This is a genomic window from Streptomyces sp. NPDC036984 (assembly GCF_055607665.1).
Genome location: NZ_JBVJRL010000029.1, coordinates 21,430 through 46,643 on the forward strand (window position 1 = coordinate 21,430; position 25,214 = coordinate 46,643).

Annotated in this window: 18 protein-coding genes; 5 read left to right on the top strand and 13 right to left on the bottom strand. The window is 71.4% G+C overall.

The window, feature by feature from the left end; translation table 11 throughout:
* Positions 1 to 76: 76 nt before the first annotated feature.
* Positions 77 to 955 (top strand): class I SAM-dependent methyltransferase, encoded by an 879-nt coding sequence (locus ACZ7DL_RS34385; RefSeq protein WP_470780321.1) that lies wholly within the window; start codon positions 77 to 79, stop codon positions 953 to 955.
* On the opposite strand, the gene ftsH is transcribed toward ACZ7DL_RS34385, so the two are convergent.
* The 6 genes from ftsH to nsdA form a co-directional block, all read right to left on the bottom strand.
* Positions 952 to 2,889, bottom strand: coding sequence for an ATP-dependent zinc metalloprotease FtsH (ftsH, locus tag ACZ7DL_RS34390; protein WP_470780323.1), 1,938 nt, complete (start codon positions 2,887 to 2,889; stop codon positions 952 to 954). The two genes, ACZ7DL_RS34385 and ftsH, sit on opposite strands and share 4 nt — an antisense overlap.
* Before the next feature lie 90 nt (positions 2,890 to 2,979).
* Positions 2,980 to 4,530 (bottom strand): signal recognition particle protein, encoded by a 1,551-nt coding sequence (ffh, locus tag ACZ7DL_RS34395; RefSeq protein ID WP_470780325.1) that lies wholly within the window; start codon positions 4,528 to 4,530, stop codon positions 2,980 to 2,982.
* A gap of 84 nt (positions 4,531 to 4,614) precedes the next feature.
* Positions 4,615 to 7,068: a [protein-PII] uridylyltransferase gene (locus ACZ7DL_RS34400; RefSeq protein ID WP_470780327.1), complete on the bottom strand. Its 2,454-nt coding sequence runs from the start codon at positions 7,066 to 7,068 to the stop codon at positions 4,615 to 4,617.
* A 43-nt stretch (positions 7,069 to 7,111) separates the two neighbouring features.
* On the bottom strand, positions 7,112 to 7,450 hold the full coding sequence (locus tag ACZ7DL_RS34405) for a P-II family nitrogen regulator (protein ID WP_030990174.1): 339 nt from the start codon (positions 7,448 to 7,450) through the stop codon (positions 7,112 to 7,114).
* A complete protein-coding gene (locus ACZ7DL_RS34410; protein ID WP_470780329.1) occupies positions 7,447 to 8,787 on the bottom strand; it encodes an ammonium transporter in 1,341 nt (446 codons plus the stop codon). Before ACZ7DL_RS34410 ends, ACZ7DL_RS34405 begins: the two co-directional genes overlap by 4 nt.
* 331 nt (positions 8,788 to 9,118) lie before the next feature.
* A complete protein-coding gene (gene nsdA, locus ACZ7DL_RS34415; protein ID WP_470780331.1) occupies positions 9,119 to 10,597 on the bottom strand; it encodes a transcriptional repressor NsdA in 1,479 nt (492 codons plus the stop codon).
* Positions 10,598 to 11,056: 459 nt separating this feature from the next.
* On the opposite strand from nsdA, the gene ACZ7DL_RS34420 reads away from it, so the two are divergent.
* A complete protein-coding gene (locus ACZ7DL_RS34420) occupies positions 11,057 to 11,740 on the top strand; it encodes a bifunctional DNA primase/polymerase (protein ID WP_470780333.1) in 684 nt (227 codons plus the stop codon).
* Between the two features lie 77 nt (positions 11,741 to 11,817).
* Here the strand turns inward: ACZ7DL_RS34420 and ftsY are convergent, their stop codons facing one another.
* Positions 11,818 to 13,020, bottom strand: coding sequence for a signal recognition particle-docking protein FtsY (gene ftsY / locus ACZ7DL_RS34425; protein ID WP_470780335.1), 1,203 nt, complete (start codon positions 13,018 to 13,020; stop codon positions 11,818 to 11,820).
* A 169-nt stretch (positions 13,021 to 13,189) separates the two neighbouring features.
* Between ftsY and ACZ7DL_RS34430 the strand changes: the two genes are divergently transcribed.
* Positions 13,190 to 14,638, top strand: coding sequence for a cytosine permease (locus tag ACZ7DL_RS34430; protein ID WP_470780337.1), 1,449 nt, complete (start codon positions 13,190 to 13,192; stop codon positions 14,636 to 14,638).
* Positions 14,639 to 14,721: 83 nt separating this feature from the next.
* Positions 14,722 to 15,693 carry an LLM class flavin-dependent oxidoreductase gene (locus ACZ7DL_RS34435; RefSeq protein ID WP_470780338.1) on the top strand — a complete coding sequence of 324 codons (972 nt, stop codon included), beginning with the start codon at positions 14,722 to 14,724 and terminating at the stop codon, positions 15,691 to 15,693.
* 136 nt (positions 15,694 to 15,829) lie between these two features.
* On the opposite strand, the gene ACZ7DL_RS34440 is transcribed toward ACZ7DL_RS34435, so the two are convergent.
* The 4 genes from ACZ7DL_RS34440 to ACZ7DL_RS34455 all read right to left on the bottom strand — a co-directional run bounded on the left by ACZ7DL_RS34440 (position 15,830) and on the right by ACZ7DL_RS34455 (position 22,209).
* On the bottom strand, positions 15,830 to 17,248 hold the full coding sequence (locus ACZ7DL_RS34440) for a sugar porter family MFS transporter (RefSeq protein WP_470780340.1): 1,419 nt from the start codon (positions 17,246 to 17,248) through the stop codon (positions 15,830 to 15,832).
* A gap of 179 nt (positions 17,249 to 17,427) precedes the next feature.
* A complete protein-coding gene (locus ACZ7DL_RS34445) occupies positions 17,428 to 21,096 on the bottom strand; it encodes an AAA family ATPase (protein WP_470780342.1) in 3,669 nt (1,222 codons plus the stop codon).
* A 247-nt stretch (positions 21,097 to 21,343) separates the two neighbouring features.
* Positions 21,344 to 21,547, bottom strand: a complete 204-nt coding sequence (locus tag ACZ7DL_RS34450; RefSeq protein WP_030346494.1) for a hypothetical protein — start codon at positions 21,545 to 21,547, stop codon at positions 21,344 to 21,346.
* Between the two features lie 380 nt (positions 21,548 to 21,927).
* On the bottom strand, positions 21,928 to 22,209 hold the full coding sequence (locus ACZ7DL_RS34455; protein WP_470780344.1) for an acylphosphatase: 282 nt from the start codon (positions 22,207 to 22,209) through the stop codon (positions 21,928 to 21,930).
* A gap of 197 nt (positions 22,210 to 22,406) precedes the next feature.
* Between ACZ7DL_RS34455 and ACZ7DL_RS34460 the strand changes: the two genes are divergently transcribed.
* Positions 22,407 to 23,627, top strand: coding sequence for a CAP domain-containing protein (locus ACZ7DL_RS34460; protein WP_470780346.1), 1,221 nt, complete (start codon positions 22,407 to 22,409; stop codon positions 23,625 to 23,627).
* Between the two features lie 197 nt (positions 23,628 to 23,824).
* Here the strand turns inward: ACZ7DL_RS34460 and ACZ7DL_RS34465 are convergent, their stop codons facing one another.
* Positions 23,825 to 24,415: a hypothetical protein gene (locus ACZ7DL_RS34465; protein ID WP_470780417.1), complete on the bottom strand. Its 591-nt coding sequence runs from the start codon at positions 24,413 to 24,415 to the stop codon at positions 23,825 to 23,827.
* A gap of 189 nt (positions 24,416 to 24,604) precedes the next feature.
* Positions 24,605 to 25,189, bottom strand: a complete 585-nt coding sequence (locus ACZ7DL_RS34470) for a flavodoxin family protein (protein ID WP_470780348.1) — start codon at positions 25,187 to 25,189, stop codon at positions 24,605 to 24,607.
* Between the last annotated feature and the right edge of the window lie 25 nt (positions 25,190 to 25,214).

Consider the following 25,214-nt stretch of genomic DNA (forward strand, 5'->3'; position numbering starts at 1 on the left):
TACGTGGGTGCGCACGGCACGGGGGCCACGCAACCGGGCACAGCGGCGAACTGTCGGCGGATTGGGGCGCTTACCTATGACACCTACGCTCGTGCGGCAGCACGTGTCTCACGCGGACTCCACACCCCGCGTGGACCTGAGCGCACGCGCGCGTGACTGGTCCGAGATCCAGGAGCGGATGCTCGTACCGCTCTACGAAGCCGTGTACGACCGACTCGAAGTGGGCCCCGCCACCCGGCTGCTGGGCCTGCGCTGCGGTTCCGGGCTCGCCCTGCTGATGGCGGCCTCCCGAGGCGCCGCGGTCACCGGCGTGGACTCCGCCTCACCCGAACGGCTCGCCCTCGCGCGCGAGCGCCTGCTGCCGGACCCTCCGCCCGGCGGCGGAAGCGGCAGACGCGGCACGCGCGCGCCTACGGCCGCGCAACTCCTCGACGGCCCACCCGACGCGGGCGGCGCGGAGCCGGCCGCGTACACCCTGATGACCGTCTTCGAGCCGGTCGGCAGCCTCGCGGGCGACTCCGCGGGGCTCGGCGAGCTGCTCGCCGGCGCGCTGCCGCTGGCCGGGCGCGGGGCCGCCGTGGTGCTGGCCGGCTGGGGGCCGCCGGAGCGCTGCGCCACCTCCTCGGTGCTGCGTGTGGCGGCGAAGCTGACCGAGCCGCTGCGCGGCGGCGGCAGCTGGCGGCCCGCCCGGCGCGACGACCTGGAGGAGGTCGCCCAGCGGGCCGGGCTGAAACCGGACGGCTCGGGCCGGGTCGCGTGCCCGTTCGGGTACGCCGACCTCGACAGCGCGGTACGGGGCCTGCTGTCGACCGGCCTGTTCGACGCGGCGATCGCGGCGACCGACCCCAAGCAGGTCGACAAGGAGCTGACGGAAGCGCTGCACCCGCACCGGCGCCCGGACGGGACCGTGTGGATGCCGAACGTCTTCCGCTACCTCGTCGCCCGGGTGCCCTAGGCGCCCTCGCTGTCCTTGGCGAGGCGGGGGATCCCGGCGATGCGGTACGCGTCGGCCTCCTCCAGCGTCTCCCGCTCCAGCAGCGCCTGCGCCAGCGCGTCCAGCCGGCCACGGTGGTCGCGGAGCTTGCGGCACGCCTCCTCGTAGCACGCGTCCACGATCCGCCGCATCTCGGAGTCGATGACGTCCAGGGTCTGCGGGGCGGCCGACAGCCCGTACGCCTGCTGGGCGTCGCTCGGCAGGGCGGACAGCCGGCCGACGCGTTCGCTCATGCCCCAGCGGCCCACCATTCCGCGCGCGATGTTGGTGACCTGTTCGAGGTCGTTCTCCGCACCCGTCGTGACGACCCCGTAGACGACGTCCTCCGCCGCCATGCCGCCCAGGGCGCCGATGATGCGCCCGCGCAGGTACTTCTCGGAGTGGGCGTACCGCTCCACCTCGGGCGTGGACATGGTCACGCCGAGTGCCCGGCCGCGCGGCACGATGGTGATCTTGCGGACGGGGTCGGCGCCGGGCTCCAGCATGCCGAGCAGGGCGTGGCCGCTCTCGTGGTACGCGGTACGGCGACGGTCCTCCTCGGGCATGATCAGGGTGCGTTCGGCGCCCAGTTGCACCTTCTCCAGCGCCTCGGACAGGTCGGCGCCGGTCACCTGCTGCTGTTTGCGTTTGACCGCGAGCAGAGCGGCCTCGTTGGCGAGATTGGCCAGATCCGCGCCGGTCATGCCCGGGGTCACGCGGGCCAGCTGGGTCAGGTCCACATCGGGCGCGAGCGGGATCTGCCGGGTGTGGATCCGCAGGATCGACTCGCGGCCACCGCGGTCGGGCGGGGCGACGTTGACCACCCGGTCGAAGCGGCCGGGACGGGTCAGCGCCGGGTCCAGGATGTCCGCGCGGTTGGTCGCCGCGATGACGATCACGCCCTCGGAGCCCGAGAAGCCGTCCATCTCCGTGAGGATCTGGTTCAGGGTCTGCTCGCGCTCGTCGTGGCCGCTCATCGAGGAGCTGCCGCCGCGCGCGCGTCCGATGGTGTCGATCTCGTCGATGAAGATGATCGACGGCGCCACCTTGCGGGCCTCGGCGAACAGCTCGCGGACGCGGGACGCGCCGACGCCCACGATCATCTCGATGAACTCGGACGCCGAGGCGGAGAAGAACGGCACGCCGGCCTCACCCGCGACCGCTCGGGCGAGCAGGGTCTTGCCGGTGCCGGGCGGCCCGGCGAGCAGCACCCCGCGGGGCAGCTTCGCGCCCATCTGGCGGTAGACGTCGGGGTGTTCCAGGAAGTCGACGACGTCGTCGAGTTCACCCTTGACCTCGTCGATGCCGGCGACGTCGGCGAAGGTCGTGCGCTCGGTGCCCGGCCGCAGCCCGACCGGTTTGGGCGGCGACCGGCGGCCGAACAGGCCGCCCGCGCCGGGCAGCATCCCGCCGAGCCGCCGTTGGACGAGGATCCACACCACGACCAGGACCGCGATCGGGATCAGGGAGATCAGCACGTTGGACAGCAGGCTGCGTTCCTGCACGACCGGCCGCGCGGTCACCGTGACACCGTGGCTGCTCAGGTTCTGCCACAGCCTGTCGTCCGCGAAGGCCGGCCGCTGCGTCTTGAACTTGGTGTACTCGCCGCCGCCCTCGGGATCGGTGCGAGGGCTCCTGAGCTGACCCTGGATCGCGTCGCCCTTCGAGTAGATCTTGGCGACGTTGCCGTCGCCGACCTCCTTGCTGAACTGCGTGTACGAGATCGTCGGCTCGTTGCCCTGCCCGAAATAGTGCAGCCCGAGGTAGGCCAGCACGAAGACGATCACCGCGGTGGCGAGCAGCCCCCACCATTTGCCGCCGCGGAATCCGCCGGGCCGCCGGGGCGGCTCGTCCGGTGTGCCCTCGGCGCGCCACGGCTGATCAGGGGCCTTGCGGGGTGGCGCCGCATTGCTCATATCTGGACGTTACGACATGAAGCGGGCCTTGGCACACGCTGGGGGCGCCCCCTGCGGAAGGGAGCGCCCCCGGCGTCGTACGAGCGGGACTCAGCCCATGAACTTCTTGAACTCGTCCGGCAGCTCGAAGTCCTGGCCGTCCTGCTGGCCCGGCAGGCCGAAGGCGCCACCCTGTGCGGCGGCCTCGCGGCGCTGCGCCGCCTCCAGCTCCTGCTGCTTGCGCTTCATCGGGTTGCCGGAGCGCTGCTTGCCCTTGGCCTTCTTCGCCTGCTTCTTCTGCCGGCCGGGGCCGCCGCCCATGCCCGGGATCCCCGGCATGCCCGGCATACCGCCGCCCTGGGCCATCCGGGACATCATCTTGCGGGCCTCGAAGAACCGCTCGACCAGCCCCTTCACCGCGCTGACATCGACACCGGAGCCCTTGGCGATACGGGCGCGGCGGGAGCCGTTGATGATCGTCGGGTCCTGGCGCTCGGCCGGGGTCATCGACTTGATGATCGCGCCGACGCGGTCGACGTCCCGCTCGTCCAGGTTGGCGATCTGGTCCTTGATCTGGCCCATGCCCGGGAGCATGCCGAGCAGCTTGCTGATGCTGCCCATCTTCCTGACCTGCTCCATCTGGGACAGGAAGTCGTCCAGGGTGAAGTCCTGGCCCTTCTTCGACGCCAGCTTGGAGGCCATCTTCTGGGCCTCTTCCTGGCTGAAGGTCTTCTCCGCCTGCTCGATCAGGGTGAGCAGGTCACCCATGTCGAGGATGCGGGAGGCCATCCGGTCCGGGTGGAACGCGTCGAAGTCGTCCAGCTTCTCGCCGTTCGACGCGAACATGATCGGCTTGCCGGTGATCTGCCGGATCGACAGGGCCGCACCACCGCGGGCGTCACCGTCGAGCTTGGAGAGGACCACGCCGTCGAAGCCGACGCCGTCCCGGAACGCCTCGGCGGTGTTGACGGCGTCCTGACCGATCATGGCGTCGACCACGAACAGGATCTCGTCCGGCGAGACCGCGTCCCGGATGTCCGCTGCCTGCTGCATCATCTCGGCGTCGATACCGAGGCGGCCGGCGGTGTCCACGATCACGATGTCGTGGACCTTGGACTTCGCGAAGTCGATGGAGTCCTTGGCGACCTTCACCGGGTCGCCGACGCCGTTGCCCGGCTCCGGGGCGTACACCGCGACGCCGGCGCGCTCGGCGACGACGCTCAGCTGGTTGACGGCGTTGGGGCGCTGGAGGTCACAGGCGACCAGCAGCGGCGAGTGGCCCTGCTCCTTCAGCCACCGGCCGAGCTTGCCCGCGAGGGTGGTCTTACCGGCACCCTGGAGACCGGCCAGCATGATCACGGTGGGGGGCTGCTTGGCGAAGCGGAGGCGCCGGGTCTCGCCGCCGAGGATGGTGATCAGTTCCTCGTTGACGATCTTCAGGACCTGCTGGGCGGGATTCAGCGCCTTGGAGACCTCGGCCCCGAGCGCGCGCTCCTTGACGTTCTTGATGAACGTGCGCACGACGGGGAGGGCCACGTCCGCTTCGAGGAGCGCGATGCGGATCTCGCGCGCCGTGGCGTCGATGTCCGCCTCGGAGAGCCGTCCCTTGCCGCGCAGGTTCTTGAAAGTCGCTGACAGGCGATCGGAGAGAGTGTCGAACACGGCGCTCGCGGTCCTCGGGGTCGGTGACGGTCTTGAGGGAATCGCCCTCCAGGGTAGCCCGGCGTCGAAGGCACCGGGGCAGGGTCATCCGCGAAGCGTCTCCTCCAGCACTCCCGCCAACGACGCGGCGTCCTGACCGGGCAACGGTGAGCCCGCCCCCGTCGTGACATAGAACGCATCCACCGCGTTGGAGCCCAGCGTGCTCACGTGCATGCTCCGCACCCGCACGCCCACCTTCTCCAGGGCCATCCCGATGCGGTACAGCAGGCCCGGCGCGTCCTGGGCGCGGACCTCGATCACCGTGGCGTGGCGGGAGGCCGCCGGGGCGACCGTGACGCGGGGCGGCGGGGCGACCCAGCCGCGTCGGCGCGGGTAGGCCGCGTCGCGTTCGGCGAGGCGGCCGGCGATGTCGAGGGTGCCGTCCAGGGCGCGGACGAGGTCGGCGCGCAGACGGGTCGCCTGGGGCAGGGAGCCGTACTCGGCGGCGACCCGCCAGTTGAGGAGGAGGACGGAGCCGTCGTCGTCCACGTCGTCCGGCAGGCTCAGGGCGCGCAGTTCCGCCGTGCGGACGGTGAGGCGGTGGACGGCGAGGACGCCGGCGACCGCGGGGAGCACGCCCGGCTGGTCGGGGACGGCGATGAGGAGTTCGACGCCCAGGGGTTCCGGATCGCCGGACGGCTCCCCCTCGGTCACCGGTTCGGGCTGGGCGCGCAGGGCGAGCACCGGGCCGCCGGTGCGGAAGCACTCGATGGCGAGGCGCTCCTGCTCGGCGGTGGGCGCGGCCGGCTCGGGCTCGCCGGGGGCGTCTCCGGCGAGGACGGCGGAGGCGCGCCGTACGAGGTCGGCGACGAGGGAGCCGCGCCAGGAGGACCAGGCTGCCGGGCCGGTGGCGAGGGCGTCGGCCTCGGTGAGCGCGTGCAGCAGTTCCAGGGTGCTCTGGGTGCCGACCGCCTCGGCGACCGAGCGGACGGTGGCGGGGTCGTCCAGGTCGCGGCGGGTGGCCGTCTCGATGAGCAGCAGGTGGTGGCGGACCAGCAGCGCCAGTACGGCCACGTCCGACCGGTCGAAGCCGATCCGCGTCGCGACGTCCTTGGCGATGATCTCGCCGGCCACGGAGTGGTCGCCGGGCCAGCCCTTGCCGATGTCGTGCAGCAGGGCGGCGACCAGGAGCAGGTCGGGGCGGCTGACGCGGCGGGTGAGTTCCGAGGCGCGGACGGCGGTCTCGATCAGGTGCCGGTCGACCGTCCAGATGTGGACGGCGTTGCGCTGGGGGCGGCAGCGGACCCGTTCCCAGTCGGGGAGCAGGCGGGTGATCAGGCCCTCGGCCTCCAGCGCCTCCCAGACCTCGACCGTGGGGCGGCCGGAGCCGAGCAGGGTGACCAGCTGTTCGCGGGCCTCGGCGGGCCAGGGCGTGGCCAGGGGGCGCGCGGTGGCGGCCATGCGGCGTACGGCGTGCAGGGAGAGCGGAAGACCGGCCTGGGCGGCGGCGGCCGCGGCGCGCAGCGGGAGCACGGGGTCGCGTTCGGGGCGTGCGGCGCGGGCGAGCACCACCTCGCCGTCCTGCTCGACCACGCCCTCGGCGAGCGGGGAGCGCTCGGTGACGGGCTTGCCGCCGCCGAGCATGGCGCGCAGCCGCGGCCGGACGGCACGCGAGCGCAGGACGCGCCCCACTTCGCGCCAGGTGACGTCACTGGCGTACGCGATCACGCGCGCCGCTTCGTAGACCTGCCGCAGCAGGGTGTCGGCGTCGAGCAGTCCCAGCTCGGCGGCCACCTGGTCCTGCTCCTGCAGGGCGAGCCGGTCGGTGGCGCGGCCGGTGGCCAGGTGGAGGGCGTCCCGTACGTCGAGCAGCCGGCGGCGGGCGTCGGCGAGGCCCTCGCGCGGGGCGTCGGCGAGCCAGGAGGCGGCGACGGCGCGCAGCGCGGTGGCGTCGCGGAGGCCGCCCCGGGCCTCCTTCAGGTCCGGTTCCAGCAGGTACCGCAGTTCGCCCTGGCGCTCGGCCCGCTCGGCGCACAGTTCCTGGAGTTCGGGGAGGCGTTTGGGGGCCTGGTTGCGCCAGTCGGCGAGGGCGGCGGTGCGCAGTCCGGCGGTGAGGGCGGAGTCGCCGGCGAGGTGACGGGCGTCCAGCAGGCCGAGGTGGACCTTCAGGTCCTCGCCGGCCGTCTTGCGGGCCTCGGCGGGGGTGCGGACGGAGTGGTCGAGGGCGAGGCCAAGATCCCAGACGGGGTACCAGAGCCGGTCGGCGAGGGCGGCGACCGCGCCGGGGTCGGAGCCGTCGTGCAGCAGCACGAGGTCGAGGTCGCTGCGCGGGGACAGTTCCCCCCGGCCGTAGCCGCCGACGGCGACGAGCGAGACACCGGGCAGCGAGCCGGCCGCCGCGGTGAACAGTCCGGCGAGCCAGTCGTCGGTCAGTTCGGCGAGGCCGGTACGGCGCGGCGGCCCGGACCGCGCCCCCTCGGTGAGGAGGCGCAGCCGGGCCGCCGCGTAGCCGCCGGGTCCCGAGTCTTCCGTCCCTGTTCGCACATCCGTACCCGTCACCCGGCGACTCCTGTTCCGTTTCCCCCGACTCGATTGTCCTGCGTCAGAGCGCGTCCGGCCCGCGCTCGCCCGTGCGGACCCGTACGGCGGTCTCGACCGGCAGGGACCAGACCTTGCCGTCACCGATCTTGCCGGTGCGGGCGGCCTTGACGATGACCTCGATCAGCTGCTCGGCGTCGTCGTCCTCGGCGAGGACCTCGATGCGGATCTTGGGGACGAGGTCGACGGTGTACTCGGCGCCGCGGTAGACCTCGGTGTGGCCGCGCTGCCGGCCGTAGCCGCTGGCCTCGGTGACCGTGAGTCCGTGGACGCCGAAGGCCTGGAGGGCTTCCTTGATCTCGTCGAGCCGGTGGGGCTTCACGACGGCGGTGATGAGCTTCATGCGTCCACCTTCCGGGTCTGCGCGGCGGCCAGGGCCGGGGCGGCGAGGGTCCCGGCGACACCGCCGCCGGCGCCGCTGAAGTCGTATGCGGTCTCGGCGTGCTCGGCCTGGTCGATGCCGGAGACCTCCTCGTCCTCGGTGACCCGCATTCCTATGGTCTTGTCGAGCAGGAAGGCGAGGACCGCGGAGACGACCAGGGAGTAGGCGAGGACCGCGCCGACACCGGCGCACTGCTTCCACAGCTGGGTCCAGGTGTGGTCGCCGTAGAAGACGCCGGTCGCGGTGGACTGGCCCTTGCCGGTGGCGAAGAAGCCGATCAGCAGGGAGCCGATGATGCCGCCGACCATGTGGACGCCGACCACGTCGAGGGAGTCGTCGAAGCCGAACTTGAACTTCAGGCCGACGGCCGCGGCACAGGCGACACCGGCGATGGCGCCGACGGCGATCGCGCCGAGCGGGGAGACCGCGCCACCGGACGGGGTGATGGCGACCAGGCCGGCGACCGCGCCGGAGGCGGCGCCGAGCGTGGTGAACGCGCCGTGCCGGATCTTCTCGTAGGCGAGCCAGGCCAGCATGGCGGCGGCCGTCGCGACCTGGGTGTTGACGAACATCAGCGCGCCGACGCCGTCGTCGTTGCCGAGCCAGGAGCCGGCGTTGAAGCCGAACCAGCCGAACCACAGCAGCCCTGCGCCGAGCATGACCAGCGGGAGGCTGTGCGGGCGCATCGGGTCCTTCTTGAAGCCGACGCGCTTGCCGATGACGAGGATGACACCGAGGGCCGCTGCACCCGCGTTGATGTGGACCGCCGTACCGCCCGCGAAGTCGATCACGCCGAGCTTGTAGGCCCAGCCGTCGGCACCCCAGACCCAGTGGGCGACCGGGACGTAGACGATCGTCAGCCACAGGGCGATGAACAGCGACCACGCGGAGAACTTGACGCGGTCCGCGAGGGCGCCGCTTATCAGGGCCGGCGTGATGATCGCGAACATCAGCTGGAAGACCATGAAGACGAAGATCGGGATGGAGTAGCCGTCCCAGAGCTCCGTCAGGCCGATGTTGCTGAGGCCGAACCAGTCGGAGTTCCAGCCGATGAGGCTGTTGTGCGTGCCGAAGGCGAGGGAGAAGCCGTAGAGCACCCACAGGATCGTGACGATCCCCAGGCTGATGAAGCTCATCATCAGCATGTTGAGGGTGCTCTTGACCCGGACCATTCCTCCGTAGAAGAAGGCCAGGCCCGGGGTCATGAGCATCACCAGGGCGGAACAAATGAGCATGAAGCCTGTGTTGGCGGACGACAGTTCGGGTGTGTCCGCCGCAAGCATGATGGCTGATGCCATCGGCGTCTCCTCGTCGGTTGTACGGCCCCGTGCGGGCGGTGCCTGAGCGATCCGGTCGGGGTGAGGGGTGGGCCGGTTATGCGCCATGAGATTGGCGCAGCGCGGTTTCGGTGGAAGCCCCTCGTTGTTTCGCCGGGGTGACGAAGGCGCCCTGTGTGTTACGCGTCGGTGAAGTGCGAGATGTGCGGCCGCGCGATCGTTATCGTGGCGCAACCTTCTGGGGAGCCGAAAAAACCGGCCGCGGCGGCCTCTCGATGACCTGGCATGGGGGAGCCGAGTCGGGCAGTTCGGGAGGACCGGCCGCGGCCGGGGCTTGGGTGTCGGGCGGGGATCAGACCGCCTCGGCGGTCTCCGGCAGGTCGACGGCGAGCTGGTCGGAGAGGGCGGCCACGGCGGCGAGGTCGCCGTGGTCGCGTACGGCCGTGTCGACCGTCTTTCGGATACGAGTGTTCACCCGTTCGGAGCGGACCTTCTTGGCGATCTCCATGGCCTGTGCGGCGTAGGCCGTGCTCTCTTCCGGCTCGCGCTGGAGCAGGTGGACGGTGGCCATACCGATGAGGTTGAGCGCATACGACCGCTGGTGCTCGGGGTCCTCGGCGAACTTCTCCACGGCCTTGCGCATCAGCGGCTCGGCGAGGGAGGCGTAGGTGGGGCTGCGACCGGCGACGTAGGCGAGGTCGCGGAAGGAGTGGGAGTTCTCGCCGTACAGCTCGGCCTCGGAGAAGAAGCGGATCCAGTCGGGGTCCGGCTCGTCCCACTCGTCGACGTCGGCGAAGGTGTCCTCGGCCATGCGGACGGCGCGTTTGGTCTTGCCGGGCTGGCCCATGTTGGCGTAGGCGCGGGCCTCCATCGCATACAGCATGGACTGGGTGCGCGGGCTCGCGCAGTCGCGGCTGCCGTACTGGGCGAGGTGGATCAGCTCCAGGGCGTCCTCGGGCCGGCCGAGATGGATCATCTGGCGGCTCATGCTGGAGAGGATGTAGGAGCCGAGCGGCTTGTCGCCGGCCTCCTTGGCCGCGTGCAGCGCGAGGACGAAGTACTTCTGCGCGGTGGGCTGTAAGCCGACGTCGTACGACATCCAGCCGGCCAGTTCGGCCAGTTCGGCGGCGACCTGGAACAGCTTGCGGGTGGTGGCCTCGGGCTGGGGTTCCTGGAGCAGGTCGGTGACCTCGTGCAGCTGGCCGACGACCGCCTTGCGGCGCAGGCCGCCGCCGCACTGGGCGTCCCACTGGCGGAACATGCGCGTGGTGGACTCCAGCAGGTCCAGCTCGGGCCGGGAGAGCCGGCCCGGCCGGCGCGTGTCCAGGACGGGCGCGGGCACGGACGGGGCCGGGGAGGCCGGGGTGGGCACGAGCCAGCGCTGCATGGGCTCGATGAGGGAGGGACCGGCGGAGAGGGCGAGCGAGGTGCCGAGGAAGCCGCGCCGGGCGAGCATCAGGTCGCTGCGCGAGAACTCGCCGAGCAGGGCGATCGTCTGCGGGCCGGTCCAGGGCAGGTCGACACCGGAGGCGGCGGGTGACTGGCGGACGGCGCGCAGGCCGAGGTCCTCGATGGAGACGACACAGCCGAAGCGCTCGGAGAACAGCTCCGAGAGGATGCGCGGGATCGGTTCGCGCGGGTTCTCCCCGTCCAGCCAGCGGCGCACCCGCGAGGTGTCGGTGGAGATGTGGTTGGCACCCAACTGGCGTGCCCGGCGGTTCACTTGGCGGGCCAGCTCACCCTTGGACCAGCCGCTGCGCACGAACCACGAGCCGAGCAGCTCGTTGGGGCGCTTGTCAGCGTTCGTCCCGCTACCGCCGTTGCCGCCCACTGGAACGCCCCCATCCCTGAGACCACTTGTCGCCTGATGCGCCAAGCCCTATCAGAATGCCGGTACATACGGCCCGCCGTCCGCCGGTTCTCACCCTTCGAACGCGATGGCGACTTGCCTCCGGCATACCCACGAGTGCATGTGCCCCGGGGACTCGCACACTCACAGTAATCCTACGATCACCCGTCCAGCCACATGGATCCCGGAAACGCCACCATTCGCCACCCCTTCGAATGAACTCACGATCGACACCGCGCGATTCACTTGACATAGGACGACCGGAAGCCGGCGGAGTGATGCACGCAGGGGCGCGTGACCCCCGGTGCGCCACCCCGCGTACGTCAAGGCGCCGCCTTACTCCGACGGGACGTCGGGAAAAAGCGGAGCCGTAGCGTTACGTTCCGTTTCCGTCTCGTTCCGTGGCGTAACCACCGGCGCGCTGGACCCGTTGGAGGGGGCATGGGCTTCACGATCGGCGGCATCCGCGAGATCCGTTCCGGCACGCGCCGGCGCGGCCGTTCCGGGGAGTGCACCGCCGTCGCCGAGTTCACCGGGCTGTGGGGCTGGGACGTGGTGCCGGGGGCGCGGGCCGCCGGAGGTGCCTGTTCGTGCGGGCGGTCCGACTGTGCGGCGCCGGGCGCGCATCCGCTGGACTTCGCCCGCGTGGTGCCGGCCGGGGCCACGCTGGACGAGGTGACCAAGATCTGGTCCGAGGTCCCGGGCGCCTCCATGATGCTGCCGGTCGGCCAGGCGTTCGACGTCATCGAGGTCGCGGAGCCGGCCGGCCGGCGCGCCCTGGTCCGGCTGGAGCGGATGGGCCTCCCGCTCGGCCCGGTGGCCGCCACACCCGACGGCCGCGCCCACTTCCTCGTCGCCCCCGGCGCCGCCGCCGACCTCCCCCGGCTGCTGTACCGCATGGGCTGGGACGACCCGGCCGCCTTGGACCTGCGCGGTCTCGGCCCCGGCAGCCACATCACCGCACCGCCTTCCGACCGCGGTGGCCTGGGCCCGGTGCGCTGGCTGCGCCCGCCGGCGCTGGACTCGGCGACGCGGCCGCCGGCGGCGCAGCTGCTGCTGGGCACGCTGGCGTATGTGGCCCATCGGTCGCGCACCTGGTCCGGTCCGCAGGCCCGGCCCCGGTAGCGCGCCGAAAGACGAAGTGCCCGTCCCCACTGCACCGGGGGCGGGCACTTCTCGGCAGTCACCGGTTTCCGTGACGGCTACTCTCCGATCAGGGCGTCCACGAACGCCTCCGGCTCGAACGGGGCGAGATCGTCCGCGCCCTCGCCGAGCCCGACCAGCTTGACCGGCACGCCCAGCTCGCGCTGGACCGCGACCACGATGCCGCCCTTCGCCGTACCGTCCAGCTTGGTCAGCACGATGCCGGTGATGTCCACGACCTCGGCGAACACGCGGGCCTGCACCAGGCCGTTCTGGCCGGTGGTGGCGTCCAGGACGAGCAGCACCTCGTCAAGCGGCGCGTGCTTCTCGACCACGCGCTTGACCTTGCCCAGCTCGTCCATGAGACCGGTCTTGGTGTGCAGGCGGCCGGCGGTGTCGATGAGGACGACGTCGACCCCCATCTCCTTGCCTTCCTTGACCGCGTCGAAGGCGACGGAAGCGGGGTCGCCGGCCTCCGGTCCGCGCACGGTGTAGGCGCCGACGCGCTCGCCCCAGGTCTGGAGCTGGTCGGCGGCAGCGGCCCGGAAGGTGTCGGCGGCGCCGAGGACGACCGTGCGGCCGTCGGCGACGAGCACGCGGGCGAGCTTGCCGGTGGTGGTGGTCTTGCCGGTGCCGTTGACCCCGACGACCATCACGATGCCGGGCTTGCGGTCCTCGGGCTCGGTCCTGACCGTGCGGTCGACGTCGGTGCCGACCAGCTTGAGCAGCTCCTCGCGCAGCAGGCCGCGCAGCTCCTCGGGGGTGCGGGTGCCGAGCACCTTGACGCGTTCGCGCAGGCGCTCGACCAGTTCCTGGGTGGGCAGCACGCCGACGTCGGCGGTGAGCAGCGTGTCCTCGATCTCCTCCCAGGTGTCCTCGTCCAGGTGCTCACGGGAGAGCAGGGTGAGCAGGCCCTTGCCGAGGGCGTTCTGCGAGCGGGACAGGCGGGCGCGCAGCCTGATCAGCCGGCCTGCGGTGGGCTCCGGGACCTCGATCTCCGGAACCTCGACAACGGGGGGCTCCTCGACGGCGACCGGCGCGGGGCCGCCTGGGAGATCCACCTCCTCGATCGTCCGGCGCGGTTCGTCGCGCGGCGTCTCGGCCTCGTCGCCGACGTGCGGCTCGGCCGGGGGCGCGGTGATGTCGGGCGCCTTCGGGGGCGGCGGAGGCAGCGGCTTGCGGCGCCGGCTGCCGACCACCAGCCCGCCGAGCGCCGCGAGCACGACCACGGCGATGACTACAGCAAGGATGACGGTTTCCATAACCCGACCAGTATCGGCCATGGGGTTCGTCAGGGCCCCGTTTGTGCCTTCATCCGAGAGACAAACGCCACGTAATACAAGGACTCGGAGCAAAGTACGATGGTGGCCGCTCTATCCACGCGCGTAGAGTCCGAGCGTCCGCTGTCCCCCCACGTCTGGCCCTTTTTCCATGAGCAAAACCGTCGAGACCGAAGGTGCTCTCGAAACCCGCGGTATCGAGCAGGTCCCCGACCACGAGCGCACCGCGAAGACCCGGGAGCTGTTCCCCACCTGGGTCGGTGCGAACATCAGCGTGCTGCTGCTGACCATGGGCGCGAGCCTGGTCGTGGCCTACCACCTGAACATCTGGCAGGCGCTGGTCGTCGCGGTGGCCGCGCCGATCGTGTCGTACGGCCTGGTCGGGCTGATCGGCATCGCCGGCAAGCGGGGCGGCGCGCCCGGCATGGCGCTCTCGCGCGCGGTCTTCGGCCAGCGCGGCAACCTGCTGCCCGGCTCGCTGATCTGGGTCGCGCGCTGGGGCTGGGAGACGATCAACGCGGTGACCGGCGCCTACGCGATGCTCACCATCCTGGACATCCTGTTCGGCCTGAAGGCGAACAGCGTGCTGGACATGGTGATGCTGCTGGTGTTCGTGGTCGCGACCTTCGCGATCTCCGGGCTCGGTATCAACGCCGTGCAGAAGTGCAACAAGTACGCGACCTATCTCTTCGGCGTCTTCTCGGTGCTGGTCCTGGTCTATCTGGTGGCGAACACCGACTGGTCGAAGGTGCTGGACCACAGCGCCGGCTCCACGGCCGCAGTGATCACCGGCATCGGCATGATCGCGGCCGGCGGTGTCAGCTGGATCCCGTCCGCGCCGGACTTCACCCGCTACCTGCCGCGCACGGCGTCCTCCAGGGCGATCGTGGGCACGGCGGTCGGCGGCGCCGGTGTCGTCGTGCTGCCCATGGTCCTGATGGGCGCGGTGATGGCGGTCTCCACGCCGGACCTGGCCTCGGCGACCGACCCGGTGTCCTTCCTCGGCGAGATCCTGCCGACGTGGATCGCGGTGCCCTACCTGTTCATCGCGCTGATCGGCATGCTGCTGATCAACTCGATGTCGATGTACTCGGCGGGCTTCACCGCGCAGACCCTGGGCTTCAAGGTGCCGCGGCACTGGGCGGTCTCGGTCAACGCCGTGATCTCGCTGATCTTCGGCGGGGTGCTGATGCTGGTGGCCACGAGCTTCATGGGCTCGTTCATCGCCTTCCTGTCGCTGCTCGCGGTCGCCTTCTCGGCGTGGGTCGGCGTGTTCGGCGCGGACATGTTCCGCCGTACCGAGTACGACGGCCGGGCCATGGCCGACACCACGCGCACCAGCGCCTACTGGTACAAGGGCGGGTTCGCCCCCGCGGCCGTGGCCGCCTGGGCGGTCGGCCTCGCCTCGGGGCTGATGTTCACCACCTCGGACTGGTTCACCGGCCCGCTCGCGAAGAACAACGTGGTCGGCGAGTACGGCCTCGGCTGGGTGGCGACGATCGTGATCTCGGGGCTGCTGTACCTGGTGCTGCCCAAGCCGGCTCCGGTCCCGGTCCGGGCGGGCGAGCCCGTCGAGGAGCCCACGACCGCCGGCGTCTGATCCCGGCCGCCGCCTTCCTGGCGATCTGACGCCACGTCAGCTACCGTCCCCCTCCACCGTGCCGTACCGGAGGGGGACTTCGCATGCCCGTCACCGTCGTACGTTTCAACCTCGTCGCACCCGGCACCGGCCCCGCCGCCCTCTCCGCCCGTTACCGCGCCGCCCTGGAGATGGCCGCCTACGCGGACGAGCGCGGGGTCACCACCGTGCAGACGGAGGAGCACCACGGCGCGGAGAACAACTGGCTGCCGTCGCCGTTCGCCTTCGCGGGCGCGGTGTTCGGCGCGACCCGCCGGATCGCGGTGACGGTGTCGGCGGTGATCGGCCCGCTGCACGACCCGCTACGGCTGGCCGAGGACATCGCCGTACTGGACCTGCTGAGCGGCGGGCGGCTGGTGACGGTGGCCGGGATCGGCTACCGGCCCGAGGAGTACGCCCTGTTCGACGTCGACTGGGAGCGGCGGGGCCGGCTCCAGGACGAACTGCTTCAGACGCTGCTGCGGGCGTGGACCGGTGAGGAGTTCACGTACCGGGGCCGCAGGGTGAGGCTCACTCCCCGCCCGTACACCGATCCGCACCCCCTGCTGCTGGTCGGCGGTTCCTCGAAGGCCGCCGCCCGCCGGGCCGCCCGGCTCGGCCTGCCGTTCTTCCCGAGCGCGCATCTGCCGGAGCTGGAGGCGTACTACAAGGAGAAGCTCACCGAGTACGGCACCGAGGGCTGGACGATGATGCCGGCCGCCGAGACCCCGCTGCTGCACATCGCCGAGGACCCGGACCGGGCGTGGGCCGAGTACGGCGGGCACTTCCTGCACGAGGCGCGGACGTACGCCTCCTGGCAGTCGGCGGACATCACCTCTGCGGTGAGGTCGGCGGCGGCGACCGTGGACGAGCTGCGCGCGGAGGGCGTGTACCGGATCCTCACCCCGGAGCAGTGCGTGGCGCAGGGCCTGGACAGCCTGGTGCTGCATCCGCTGGCGGGCGGGATGCCGGTGGAGGAGGGCTGGCGGAGCCTCAGGCTGTTCGCGCAGCGGGTGCTCCCCGCGCTCGGTGACTGATCCGGCTCACGGGTGGCGGGTACGGCACCGCCGCCCCCGGTCCGGGCAGTGGCCGGGCCGGGGGCGGCGGACGGTACGAGGAGAGGGGCAGCGGGGACTTGGCCCTTCTCCCCGAGTTCGGGGAGCCCTGCGCGGGTCAGCCCATCTCCTCCAGCGACTTGCCCTTCGTCTCCTTGACGAACTTCAGGACGAACGGGATGGAGAGCGCGGCGAAGACGGTGTAGATCACGTAGGTGCCGGAGAGGTTCCAGTCGGCCAGCGACGGGAAGCTCGCGGTGATGGCCCAGTTGGCGATCCACTGCGCGGCGGCGGCGACGCCCAGGGCGGCGGCACGGATCTTGTTCGGGAACATCTCGCCGAGGAAGACCCAGACCACCACGCCCCAGGAGAGGGCGAAGAAGAGGACGAAGAGGTGGGCGGCGATCAGGGCGACCCAGCCCTGGGTGCTCGGCAGCTTGCCGCCGACCAGGTCGTAGGAGAACGCCCAGGCCTCCAGGGCCAGGCCGACGACCATGCCGACCGAGCCGATGAGGGCGAGCGGCTTGCGGCCGACGCGGTCCACGAAGATCATCGCGATCACGGTGCCGACGATGTTGATGATCGACGTCGTGAAGGAGTAGAAGAACGAGTCCGTCGGGTCGACGCCGACCGACTGCCACAGCGTCGAGGAGTAGTAGAACGCGACGTTGATGCCGACGAACTGCTGGAAGACCGACAGGCCGATACCGATCCAGACGATCGGCTTGAAGAAGAAGCCGCCGCCGAGCAGGTCCTTGAAGGTGGACTTGTGCTCGCTCTTCATCGCCAGCTCGATCTCGGCGACGCGGGCGTCCAGGTCGACGTCCTTGCCCTCGACCTCGGCGAGGATCTCCCGGGCGCGGTCCCGCTTGCCGACGGAGAGCAGGAAGCGCGGGGACTCGGGGATGGCGAAGGAGAGCAGGCCGTACAGGACGGCCGGGACGACCATCACGCCGAGCATGACCTGCCAGGCCTCCAGGCCCATCAGCGTGCCGCGCTGGTCGCCGCCGGCGGCGTTGAGCAGACCCCAGTTGACCAGCTGGGAGACGGCGATGCCGACGACGATCGCGGCCTGCTGGAAGGAGCCGAGCCGGCCGCGGTAGGCGGGCGGGGCGACCTCGGCGATGTAGGCCGGGCCGATCACGGAGGCCATGCCGATGGCGAAGCCGCCGACGATGCGCCAGAGGGCGAAGTCCCACAGGGAGAAGGGCAGCGCGGAGCCGACGGCGCTGACCACGAAGAGGAGCGCGGCGATCTGCATGACGCGGATGCGGCCGATCCGGTCGGCGATGCGGCCGGCGGTGGCGGCACCGACGGCGCAGCCGATCAGGGCGATCGCGATGACCTGCGCGAGAGCGGCGGAACCGATGCCGTAGCGGTCGCGGATGGCCTCGACGGCGCCGTTGATGACGGAGCTGTCGTAGCCGAAGAGGAAGCCGCCCATGGCGGCAGCCGCCGCGATGAATATGACGTGCCCGAGATGTTCGGGGTGGGCCGTCCTGGCTCCTGACTGTGGTGCCTGCGCTGTGCTGGTCACGTGTATCTCCTCGGGCCGCGGCAACGCTGCCGCGTGGGGTGAGCCCTCTCAGGTGGCGACACCTGAAGGTAAAAGCAACGCTGGAGAGACTATGCCTTCAACTTTCGAAGTCAATAGTTCAACGGCTGTGAGTTTTGAGATATACCCAGCTGCATTGTGTTCACTTCTTGAACAGATAGTTACCGCAGCCGCTGCGAGATGACCTTTGACACACCGTCGCCCTGCATGGAGACGCCGTAGAGCGCGTCGGCGACCTCCATCGTGCGTTTCTGGTGGGTGATCACGATCAGCTGCGAGGCCTCCTGGAGCTCCTGCATGATCCGGATCAGCCGCTGGAGGTTGGTGTCGTCCAGCGCGGCCTCGACCTCGTCCATGACGTAGAAGGGGCTCGGCCGGGCCTTGAAGATCGACACCAGCAGCGCGACCGCGGTCAGCGAGCGTTCGCCGCCGGAGAGCAGCGACAGCCGCTTGACCTTCTTGCCCGGCGGACGCGCCTCGACATCGACGCCCGTGGTGAGCATGTTGTCGGGGTCGGTCAGCACCAGGCGGCCCTCGCCGCCCGGGAAGAGCCGGCTGAAGACGCCCTCGAACTCGCGGGCCGTGTCCCGGTACGCCTCGGTGAAGACCTGCTCGACGCGCTCGTCGACCTCCTTCACCACCTGCAGCAGGTCGGCGCGGGTCTTCTTCAGGTCCTCCAGCTGCTCGCTGAGGAACTTGTGCCGTTCCTCCAGCGCGGCGAACTCCTCCAGCGCCAGCGGGTTGACCTTGCCCAGCTGCTGGTAGGCCCGCTCGGCGGTCTTGAGCCGTTTCTCCTGCTCGGCCCGTTCGAAGGGGCGCGGCCGGTTGCGCGGGTGCTCCGGGTCGTCCGGCAGCCGCTCGCCCTCGGCGGGGGGCGAGGGCGGCACGGGCAGATGCGGCCCGTACTCCGCCACCAGCCCCTCCGGCTCGACACCCAGCTCCTCCAGCGCCTTGGTCTCCAGCTGCTCGATACGCAGCCGCTTCTCGGCGCCGAGTACCTCGCCGCGGTGCACCGAATCCGTCAACTTGTCGAGCTCGGCCTTCAGTTCCCGGCCGGCCGTACGGGCGGCGGCCAGCTCCTGCTCGCCCCGGGCCTTGGCGGCCTCGGCGGCGGCGCGCTCCTGTTCGGCCCGGGCGAGGGACACCTCGACGTGCGCGAGCAGCTGCCGGGCGCCGGAGGCCACCGCCTCGGCCACGGCCGCCTCGTGGCGCAACCGGGCCCGGCGCTGCTCGGCACGCGCCCGTGCCTCGCGCTCGGCGCGGGCCGCCCGGTCCAGCGAGTCGGCGCGCCCCGCCAGCCCCTTGACCCGCTCCTCGTGCGTACGAACCTGGAGGCGGGCCTCCATCTCGGTCTGCCGGGCGTTGGCCCCGTCGGCGGCGAGCCGGTCCCGTACGGAGGTGTCCGGCTCCTCCTCCACCGGCATCTCCTCGGCGACCGCGAGCCGCTCGGCCAGCTCCTCGGCCTCCTGTACGGCCTTCTCCAGCGCCTCCTGCGCGCGTGCCGCCGCCGCGGCCGACCGCTCGGCCTCCCCGGCGGCGCCCCGCGCCTGTCCGGCCAGCCGCCCGAGCTGCTGGGCCACGGCCGACTTCTCCCGGTCGGCGGCCCGCCGCCGCTCCCCGAGTTCTTCCACGAGGGCGGCGGCCCCGGTACGCCGGTCGGCTGCCGCCCGCTGCTCCTGGGCCAGCTCCTCACACCGCACCGCCAGGTCGGCCAGCTCGGCCGCGGCCTCGTCGACGGAGGCCTGCACCTCCAGCAGGCTCGGGGCACCGGCGGAGCCGCCGTGCGCGAAGTGGGCGCCGAGGAGGTCGCCTTCGGCGGTCACGGCGGTCAGCTCCGGGTGGGCGTAGACCAGCGCCTCGGCGGCGTCCAGGGTTTCGACCACGACGATTCCGCGCAGGAGCCGGCGGACGGCGGGCATCAGCTCGGCGGGGCCGCGGACGAGGTCGGCGGCGGGCAGGGGGGCGCCGGGTCGGTGGTCGGGTGCGGGTGCGTTGTGGCTGAGCGCGCCGTTCCCCGCACCCCTTCGGGGCGCTGCCCCGGGCTCGTCGTCCGCCGGTTCGCCGTGGCCGAGCGAGCCGTTCCCCGCGCCGCTTCGGGGCGCTGCCTCCGGGGCGCCCGCCAGGAGGAGGGCCGCCCTGCCCCCGTCCTGCTTGCGCAGCAGGTTGATCGCCTCGGCTGCGGCCGCGGGGGTCGTCACGGCGATCGCGTCCGCCGCCGCACCGAAGGCCGCGGCCAGCGGAATCTCGTAGCCCGGGGTGATGCCCAGCAGCTCCGCGGCCGGGCCGAGGACTCCGGTGAGCCGGTCCCGTGCGCCGAGCAGTATGCCGGTGCCGTCCTTCCGCCTGAGGCCCAGGGCCAGCGCCTCATGGCGGGCCTGGGTGGCGGCACGGCTGCGCTCGGCGGCGATGAGTGCCTCGCGGGCCGTGCTCAGGGCCGCTTCCGCCTCCGCCAGCCGCCGCTTCGCCGCTTCGTGCCGCTCGGCCAGGTCGGCGTCGCCGGCGTCGAGGCCGTCGACGTCGGCCTGGAGGGCCTCGTACTCCTCCTGGGCCCGCACCGCACGTTCCTGGGCCTCGTCGCGGGCCGTGGCCAGCCGGTCGATCTCGGCCTGAGCGGAGGCGGCGCGCGAGCGGGCCGCGTTCACCTGACCGGACAGCCGGGCCAGACCCTCGCGGCGGTCGGCGATGGCGCGGGCGACGTCCTTCAGCCGGCGCTCCTCCACGGCCAGCTCGCGCTCCAGTTCGGCACGGTGGGCGACCGTGTCGTCCAGTGCCCGCTGGGCCGCCTCCAGGGCGGCCTCCAGCTCGGCCTCCTGCTCGCGGACGCGGGCGGCCTCGCGCTCCAGGTCCTCGGGGTCCCGGCCGCGCCGCTCCTCCGGGGGCGCGGAGGTGGCGCTCTTGACCCGGGCGTCGGCCAGCGAGACGGTGCCACGCACCCGCTCGGCCAGCTGGGACAGCTCGTACCAGGTCTGCTGGGCGCGCTGGAGGCGGGGCGTGAGCCGGCGTACCTCGTCCTCCAGCAGGGACTCGCGGTGCAGGGCCCGCTTCAGCTCCTGTTCGGCGGTCTCCTTGCGTTCCTTCAGGGCCGCCTCGTCGGCGATCTCGGCCTGGAGGGCCTCCCGCAGCCGTACCAGGTCGTCGGCGAGCAGCCGCAGCCGGGCGTCGCGCAGGTCGGCCTGGATGACGGCGGCCCGGCGCGCCACCGCCGCCTGGCGGCCCAGGGGCTTGAGCTGGCGGCGCAGCTCGTCGGTGAGGTCCTGCACGCGCGCGAGGTTGGCCTGCATCGCGTCCAGCTTGCGCAGCGCCTTCTCCTTGCGCTTGCGGTGCTTGAGGACGCCCGCGGCCTCCTCGATGAAGGCGCGGCGGCCCATGGGGTCGGCGTGCAGGACGGAGTCGAGCTGGCCCTGGCCGACGATGACGTGCATCTCGCGGCCGATGCCGGAGTCGGAGAGCAGTTCCTGGATGTCGAGGAGGCGGCAGGTGTCGCCGTTGATCTGGTACTCGCTGCCGCCGTTGCGGAACATGATCCGCGTGATGGTGACCTCGGCGTACTCGATGGGGAGCGCCCCGTCGGAGTTGTCGATGGTCAGGGACACCTCGGCGCGGCCGAGCGGCGGGCGGCCGGTGGTGCCGGCGAAGATGACGTCCTCCATCTTGCCGCCGCGCAGCGACTTGGCGCCTTGTTCGCCCATGACCCAGCTGAGCGCGTCCACGACGTTGGACTTGCCCGAGCCGTTCGGACCGACCACACACGTGATCCCCGGTTCGAACCGGAGCGTGGTTGCCGACGCGAACGACTTGAACCCGCGGAGAGTCAGGGCCTTGAGGTGCACGCCGCTGGACTCTACCTGCCGCCGCTATCTCACTCCACGGACACTCGCAACCCCACGGTTTCGCCACTGAACAGGCAGGGCACATCAGACGTTAAAGAAGGTGAAAGGATGCGCGGGGAAAGAAAGAAGGGACGCCGAAGCGTCCCTTGCAACTCTGACCGACTGGGTTCCAGTCGATTGGATCAACTTGAGCGGTTGATACGGGCAGCCCGCTCGCTGCGACTGCTGTTGTGGAGCGGTGCAGCGATCAGGTGAGCGCAGGCTCCGCCTGGTGTGCGTCGATGCTCTCCATGATCCTGTCCTGAGAGGCGGCAGCCGTCAGCGCTTCGTTCTCCGCCTGGATCCGTCCGAGCTCGGACTCCAGGTCCTGTACGCGCTGCTGCAGCCGTCGCATCTCGGCGAGGAGTCGAGGGTCGGAGCCGCCGACGTAACCGAGAAGCGCCTTTGCCATGATGGATGGTCCTCCACACTGAGTGACCGACCGATGCGGTGTGGGTCGTGAGGGATTCGCACCCGCGGTGCTTGGCACATCCGGGTGGTGCTCTGGTGTTGCTCCATGCCAAACAGCTAAGGTGCGCGGGGCTTTCAGCGTCTCACCAAAAAGTTTGACGGTCAACACGATCACGCCCTGTATTGGCGGGCGAACCGGGGCGCGCGGCCGGGAAAACGGCGGTGCTGCGACTTCTCCGGACCCTCAGGGCGTGGCGACCAGCAGTACCTGCGGAGCCTGCCATGCCACGCCCGTGTTGGCAACCACCAGGGCGTTTCCGCTCTCCGCACATGCCCCGGGCAGGTCGGCCCGCTCGGCCCCGGGCCCTCGGCCGCAGGAGCTCAGCGGATGGCGAAGCCCTCGTAGCCGCCGCGGGGTGTGTCCCAGATCTCGGTGACGCCGTCCACGCGTCCGGGCGTGTCGTCGCCCTGGAGCCAGTCCAGCAGGCCCTCGCAGCCCTCTCGGGCGCCCTCGGCGACCACTTGGACCCGGCCGTCGGCCAAATTGAGAGCAAAACCACTCAGCCCGCCGATCTCCAGCGCCTTGGCACGCGTGAACCAGCGAAAACCCACGCCCTGCACGCGTCCGCGCACCCAGGCGACCAGCCGTACTTCCTCGCTCATGGGTGCAACCTAACCGGCCCATGTCTTTCCGGACACATCGCCCCCGAGCGCCATGGGGTACCGTCCGGACCCAATGACTCGCCCATGAAACTCACTCGATCGAGTGAGTCGGGTCGGCCAGAGGGAGTCACTCGCCGGCGAGTCGCTCGCCGTACAGGCTCCGGGCCGACCGCGCGCACGAGGAAGAGGGCAAGGACATGGGACGCCACCGACGCACCGCCGCCGGCCGCGCCGCCACGGGGGCCACGGACACGAAGCGCCTCGGCACCGGAGGCGGGAGCCCCCTGCACTCGTCCGCGGGGGAACGTGGTGACCGGCAGATACCCATGGGCATCGCGCCCTATCTGAACCCGGAGGCGTACGCCGAGGCCACCGCCAAGGCCCAGGCGTATCTGTTCGACACGGACGCCGACCCGGGAGTGGCCGCGGGCGGGGGCGTCGGTGGCGGCGGCTTCGGTGGCCGCTTCGGTGACGGCTTCGATGGCGGCTTCGATGGCGGCTTCACCCCGTCGGACGGGTCCTCGAGTGGCCGACGGCGCCGGAAGAAGGCCGTACGGCCGGTACGCGCGGGCCTGCTCGGGGTGTCCGCGGCCGTCGCCCTCGGCACGGCCGCGGTGGCCACGGGTGTGGTGCCGGGCCTGGACAACTACCAGCTCGGCGGCGGTACGCACACCACCGGCGGGGACCGCGTGCAGGCCGTGGGCTCGCCCAGCAACACGGCCAGCGAGCAGGGCGGCACCTCGGGCAGCGCCGACGACGGGGCCGGAAGCGGCGCCGGCAGCCCGAGCAGCGCTGCCACCGGCGGGAAGACCGGGCACAGCACGCCCCCGACCCCGTCGGCCTCCTCCTCCTCCGCCGCCTCCTCCTCCGCCTCCGCGTCGGCGTCACCCACGCCGTCCCCGTCGAAGACGGCCACCAGGAAGCCGACCCGCAGGGCCACCCCCTCCAAGCCGCCGATGTCCGCCGAGCCGAAGGGCCCCCCGTCGCGTACGGCCACCAAGGCGCCGACGCCGACCTCCGCACCGGTGACGGTGTCGAGGGAGGCCGCCGCCGAGGCGGAGGTGCTGAAGCTGGTCAACGAGGAGCGGGCGAAGGTCGGTTGCAGCCCGCTGGCGGCGAACTCCTCGCTCACCGGGCTGGCCGAGGCGTTCAGCGACGACATGGCCGCGCGGGGTTTCTTCGACCACACCGACCCGGACGGCAGGTCGCCGTGGGACCGGGCCGCGAAGGCCGGGATCACCGACCTCGGCGGCGAGAACATCGCCCGCGGCCAGGCCGACGCGGCGGTCGTCATGGCGGCCTGGATGAACAGCCCCGGCCACCGCGCCAACATCCTGAACTGCGACTTCAAGACCCTCGGCGTCGGCGTCCACCTCGGGCCGGGCGGCCCCTGGTGGACCCAGGATTTCGGCTATTGAGATTCCCGCAGGTCAGCGCCCTGTGAGGTCTCCTGGGCCGCCTCAGGGCCGCCATCGGTAACCACGTCTTCGACCGCCAGACCGAACGCCTCCCCCTGACGGAGCCCGCAACCGGCAGCACGGTCCACAAGCGCCCGATACAGGGGGCCATGATCACTCGTCCCGAAGCAGCTCCAGCCCAAAGCCGCTCCGCCGGGCTAGTGCTCTGACCGGGAAGGTTCGCCGGGTCGGTGGTTGGGTCGGTTGGATGGGTGGTGACGTCTGTTCCGACCGCTGTATGCCTGTCCCCGCGCCCGGTGCCGCTTTGCGTACGACCAGGTCACCGCGGTCATCAGAGCCGGGATGGCGAACAGCGGGGCGAAAGCGAAGCCCCAGACGGTCTGTGCCGTACCGCTCGACATGTACGTCTGGCTCTCGACGGTGAAAGCGACCACGAGTTGCCACAGCGCCACCAGGACCAGGACGCCCGAGGCAGTCCAGGCCAGCGGGGCGAGGACCTTGGGAGGCAGCGGTCGCCACCGGTCACTGACGAGGAGCAGCGGAAACAGAGCGGCCAGCTCGGCAAGGACGGAGAGACCGACGACGTATCCGATGCCCCAGCCTGGGATGTCGAAGACGTCGTGCAGCACCTGGTCGCTGTAGCCCACATAGACACCCGATGCCATGGCGATGCGCCACAGGCCGGACGGGACGGCACACAAAGCGATGGCGTGGGCAGCCCGGCGAGCCCACACAGACGCAGGCGCGGAGGCGGGGAGAGGGGCGGTCGCTGTCGTCATGACGTACATGATCGTCCTGGACACGGCGGCCGCGCTTCGTCCGCTACGGCGGACCGTATCCGCCCTGCGGATGAGGGAGGACCCGCTGAGGGAAGACCTGAGGAGGGCTCAATCACCGGACAGGCTGGGTTGTCCCACGTCCGGCGATCGAGGACTCCGCGACCAACCCGGTGAACGTTTACTCGGCGGCGATCCGGCTTACGCGGTGACGCGCCCCCGGGCGAAGACCTTCGCCGTTTCCGTCACCCGGCGGCCCAGGTGCTCGGCGGTGGCTATGTCCGCCTTGTGGACGCCCTCGGGGCCCTGGTCGTTGTTGGTCTGGGCGGCCGCGCCGGTGAAGAAGCCGAGGCGGTTGAGGTCGTTCTCGGAGGCGGTGCTGCTGTTCCAGCCGGGGAGCAGACCGAGGTTGACCCAGTGCATGCCGTGCTGGGCGGCAAGGGTCTGGAAGAACTGGAGGGTGTGCAGCTTGTCGCCGCTCTTGGAGGCCGAGTTGGTGAAGCCGGCGGCCAGCTTGTCCTTCCAGTCCTGGCCGAACCAGCGCTTGGAGGTCGCCTCGGCGAAGACGTGGAAGGCGCCGGAGGCGGTGCCCATGTAGGTGGGCGAGCCGAAGACGATGGCGTCGGAGCGGTCCAGCGTCTCCCACTGCTCCTCGGTGATCTCGTCCACCTTGATCAGGTGCACCTCGGCACCGGCCTCGACGGCACCGGCGCGGACGGCCTCGGCGAGGACGGTGGTGTGGCCGTAGCCGGAGTGGTAGGCGATGGAAACGACAGGGGTGGTCACGGAGACTCCTCGAATGGACAGCTCA

Bases quoted from the DNA above. Each gene is read 5' to 3' on its own strand.
- ACZ7DL_RS34435 (WP_470780338.1), top strand. From the start codon at position 14,722: ATGCCCGTCACCGTCGTACGTTTCAACCTCGTCGCACCCGGCACCGGC.
- ACZ7DL_RS34405 (WP_030990174.1), bottom strand. From the start codon at position 7,450: ATGAAGCTCATCACCGCCGTCGTGAAGCCCCACCGGCTCGACGAGATC.
- ACZ7DL_RS34455 (WP_470780344.1), bottom strand. From the start codon at position 22,209: ATGAGCGAGGAAGTACGGCTGGTCGCCTGGGTGCGCGGACGCGTGCAG.
- ACZ7DL_RS34410 (WP_470780329.1), bottom strand. From the start codon at position 8,787: ATGGCATCAGCCATCATGCTTGCGGCGGACACACCCGAACTGTCGTCC.
- ftsY (WP_470780335.1), bottom strand. From the start codon at position 13,020: ATGGAAACCGTCATCCTTGCTGTAGTCATCGCCGTGGTCGTGCTCGCG.
- ACZ7DL_RS34465 (WP_470780417.1), bottom strand. From the start codon at position 24,415: ATGTACGTCATGACGACAGCGACCGCCCCTCTCCCCGCCTCCGCGCCT.
- ACZ7DL_RS34420 (WP_470780333.1), top strand. From the start codon at position 11,057: ATGGGCTTCACGATCGGCGGCATCCGCGAGATCCGTTCCGGCACGCGC.
- ACZ7DL_RS34385 (WP_470780321.1), top strand. From the start codon at position 77: ATGACACCTACGCTCGTGCGGCAGCACGTGTCTCACGCGGACTCCACA.
- ftsH (WP_470780323.1), bottom strand. From the start codon at position 2,889: ATGAGCAATGCGGCGCCACCCCGCAAGGCCCCTGATCAGCCGTGGCGC.
- ACZ7DL_RS34430 (WP_470780337.1), top strand. From the start codon at position 13,190: ATGAGCAAAACCGTCGAGACCGAAGGTGCTCTCGAAACCCGCGGTATC.
- ACZ7DL_RS34450 (WP_030346494.1), bottom strand. From the start codon at position 21,547: ATGGCAAAGGCGCTTCTCGGTTACGTCGGCGGCTCCGACCCTCGACTC.
- ACZ7DL_RS34460 (WP_470780346.1), top strand. From the start codon at position 22,407: ATGGGACGCCACCGACGCACCGCCGCCGGCCGCGCCGCCACGGGGGCC.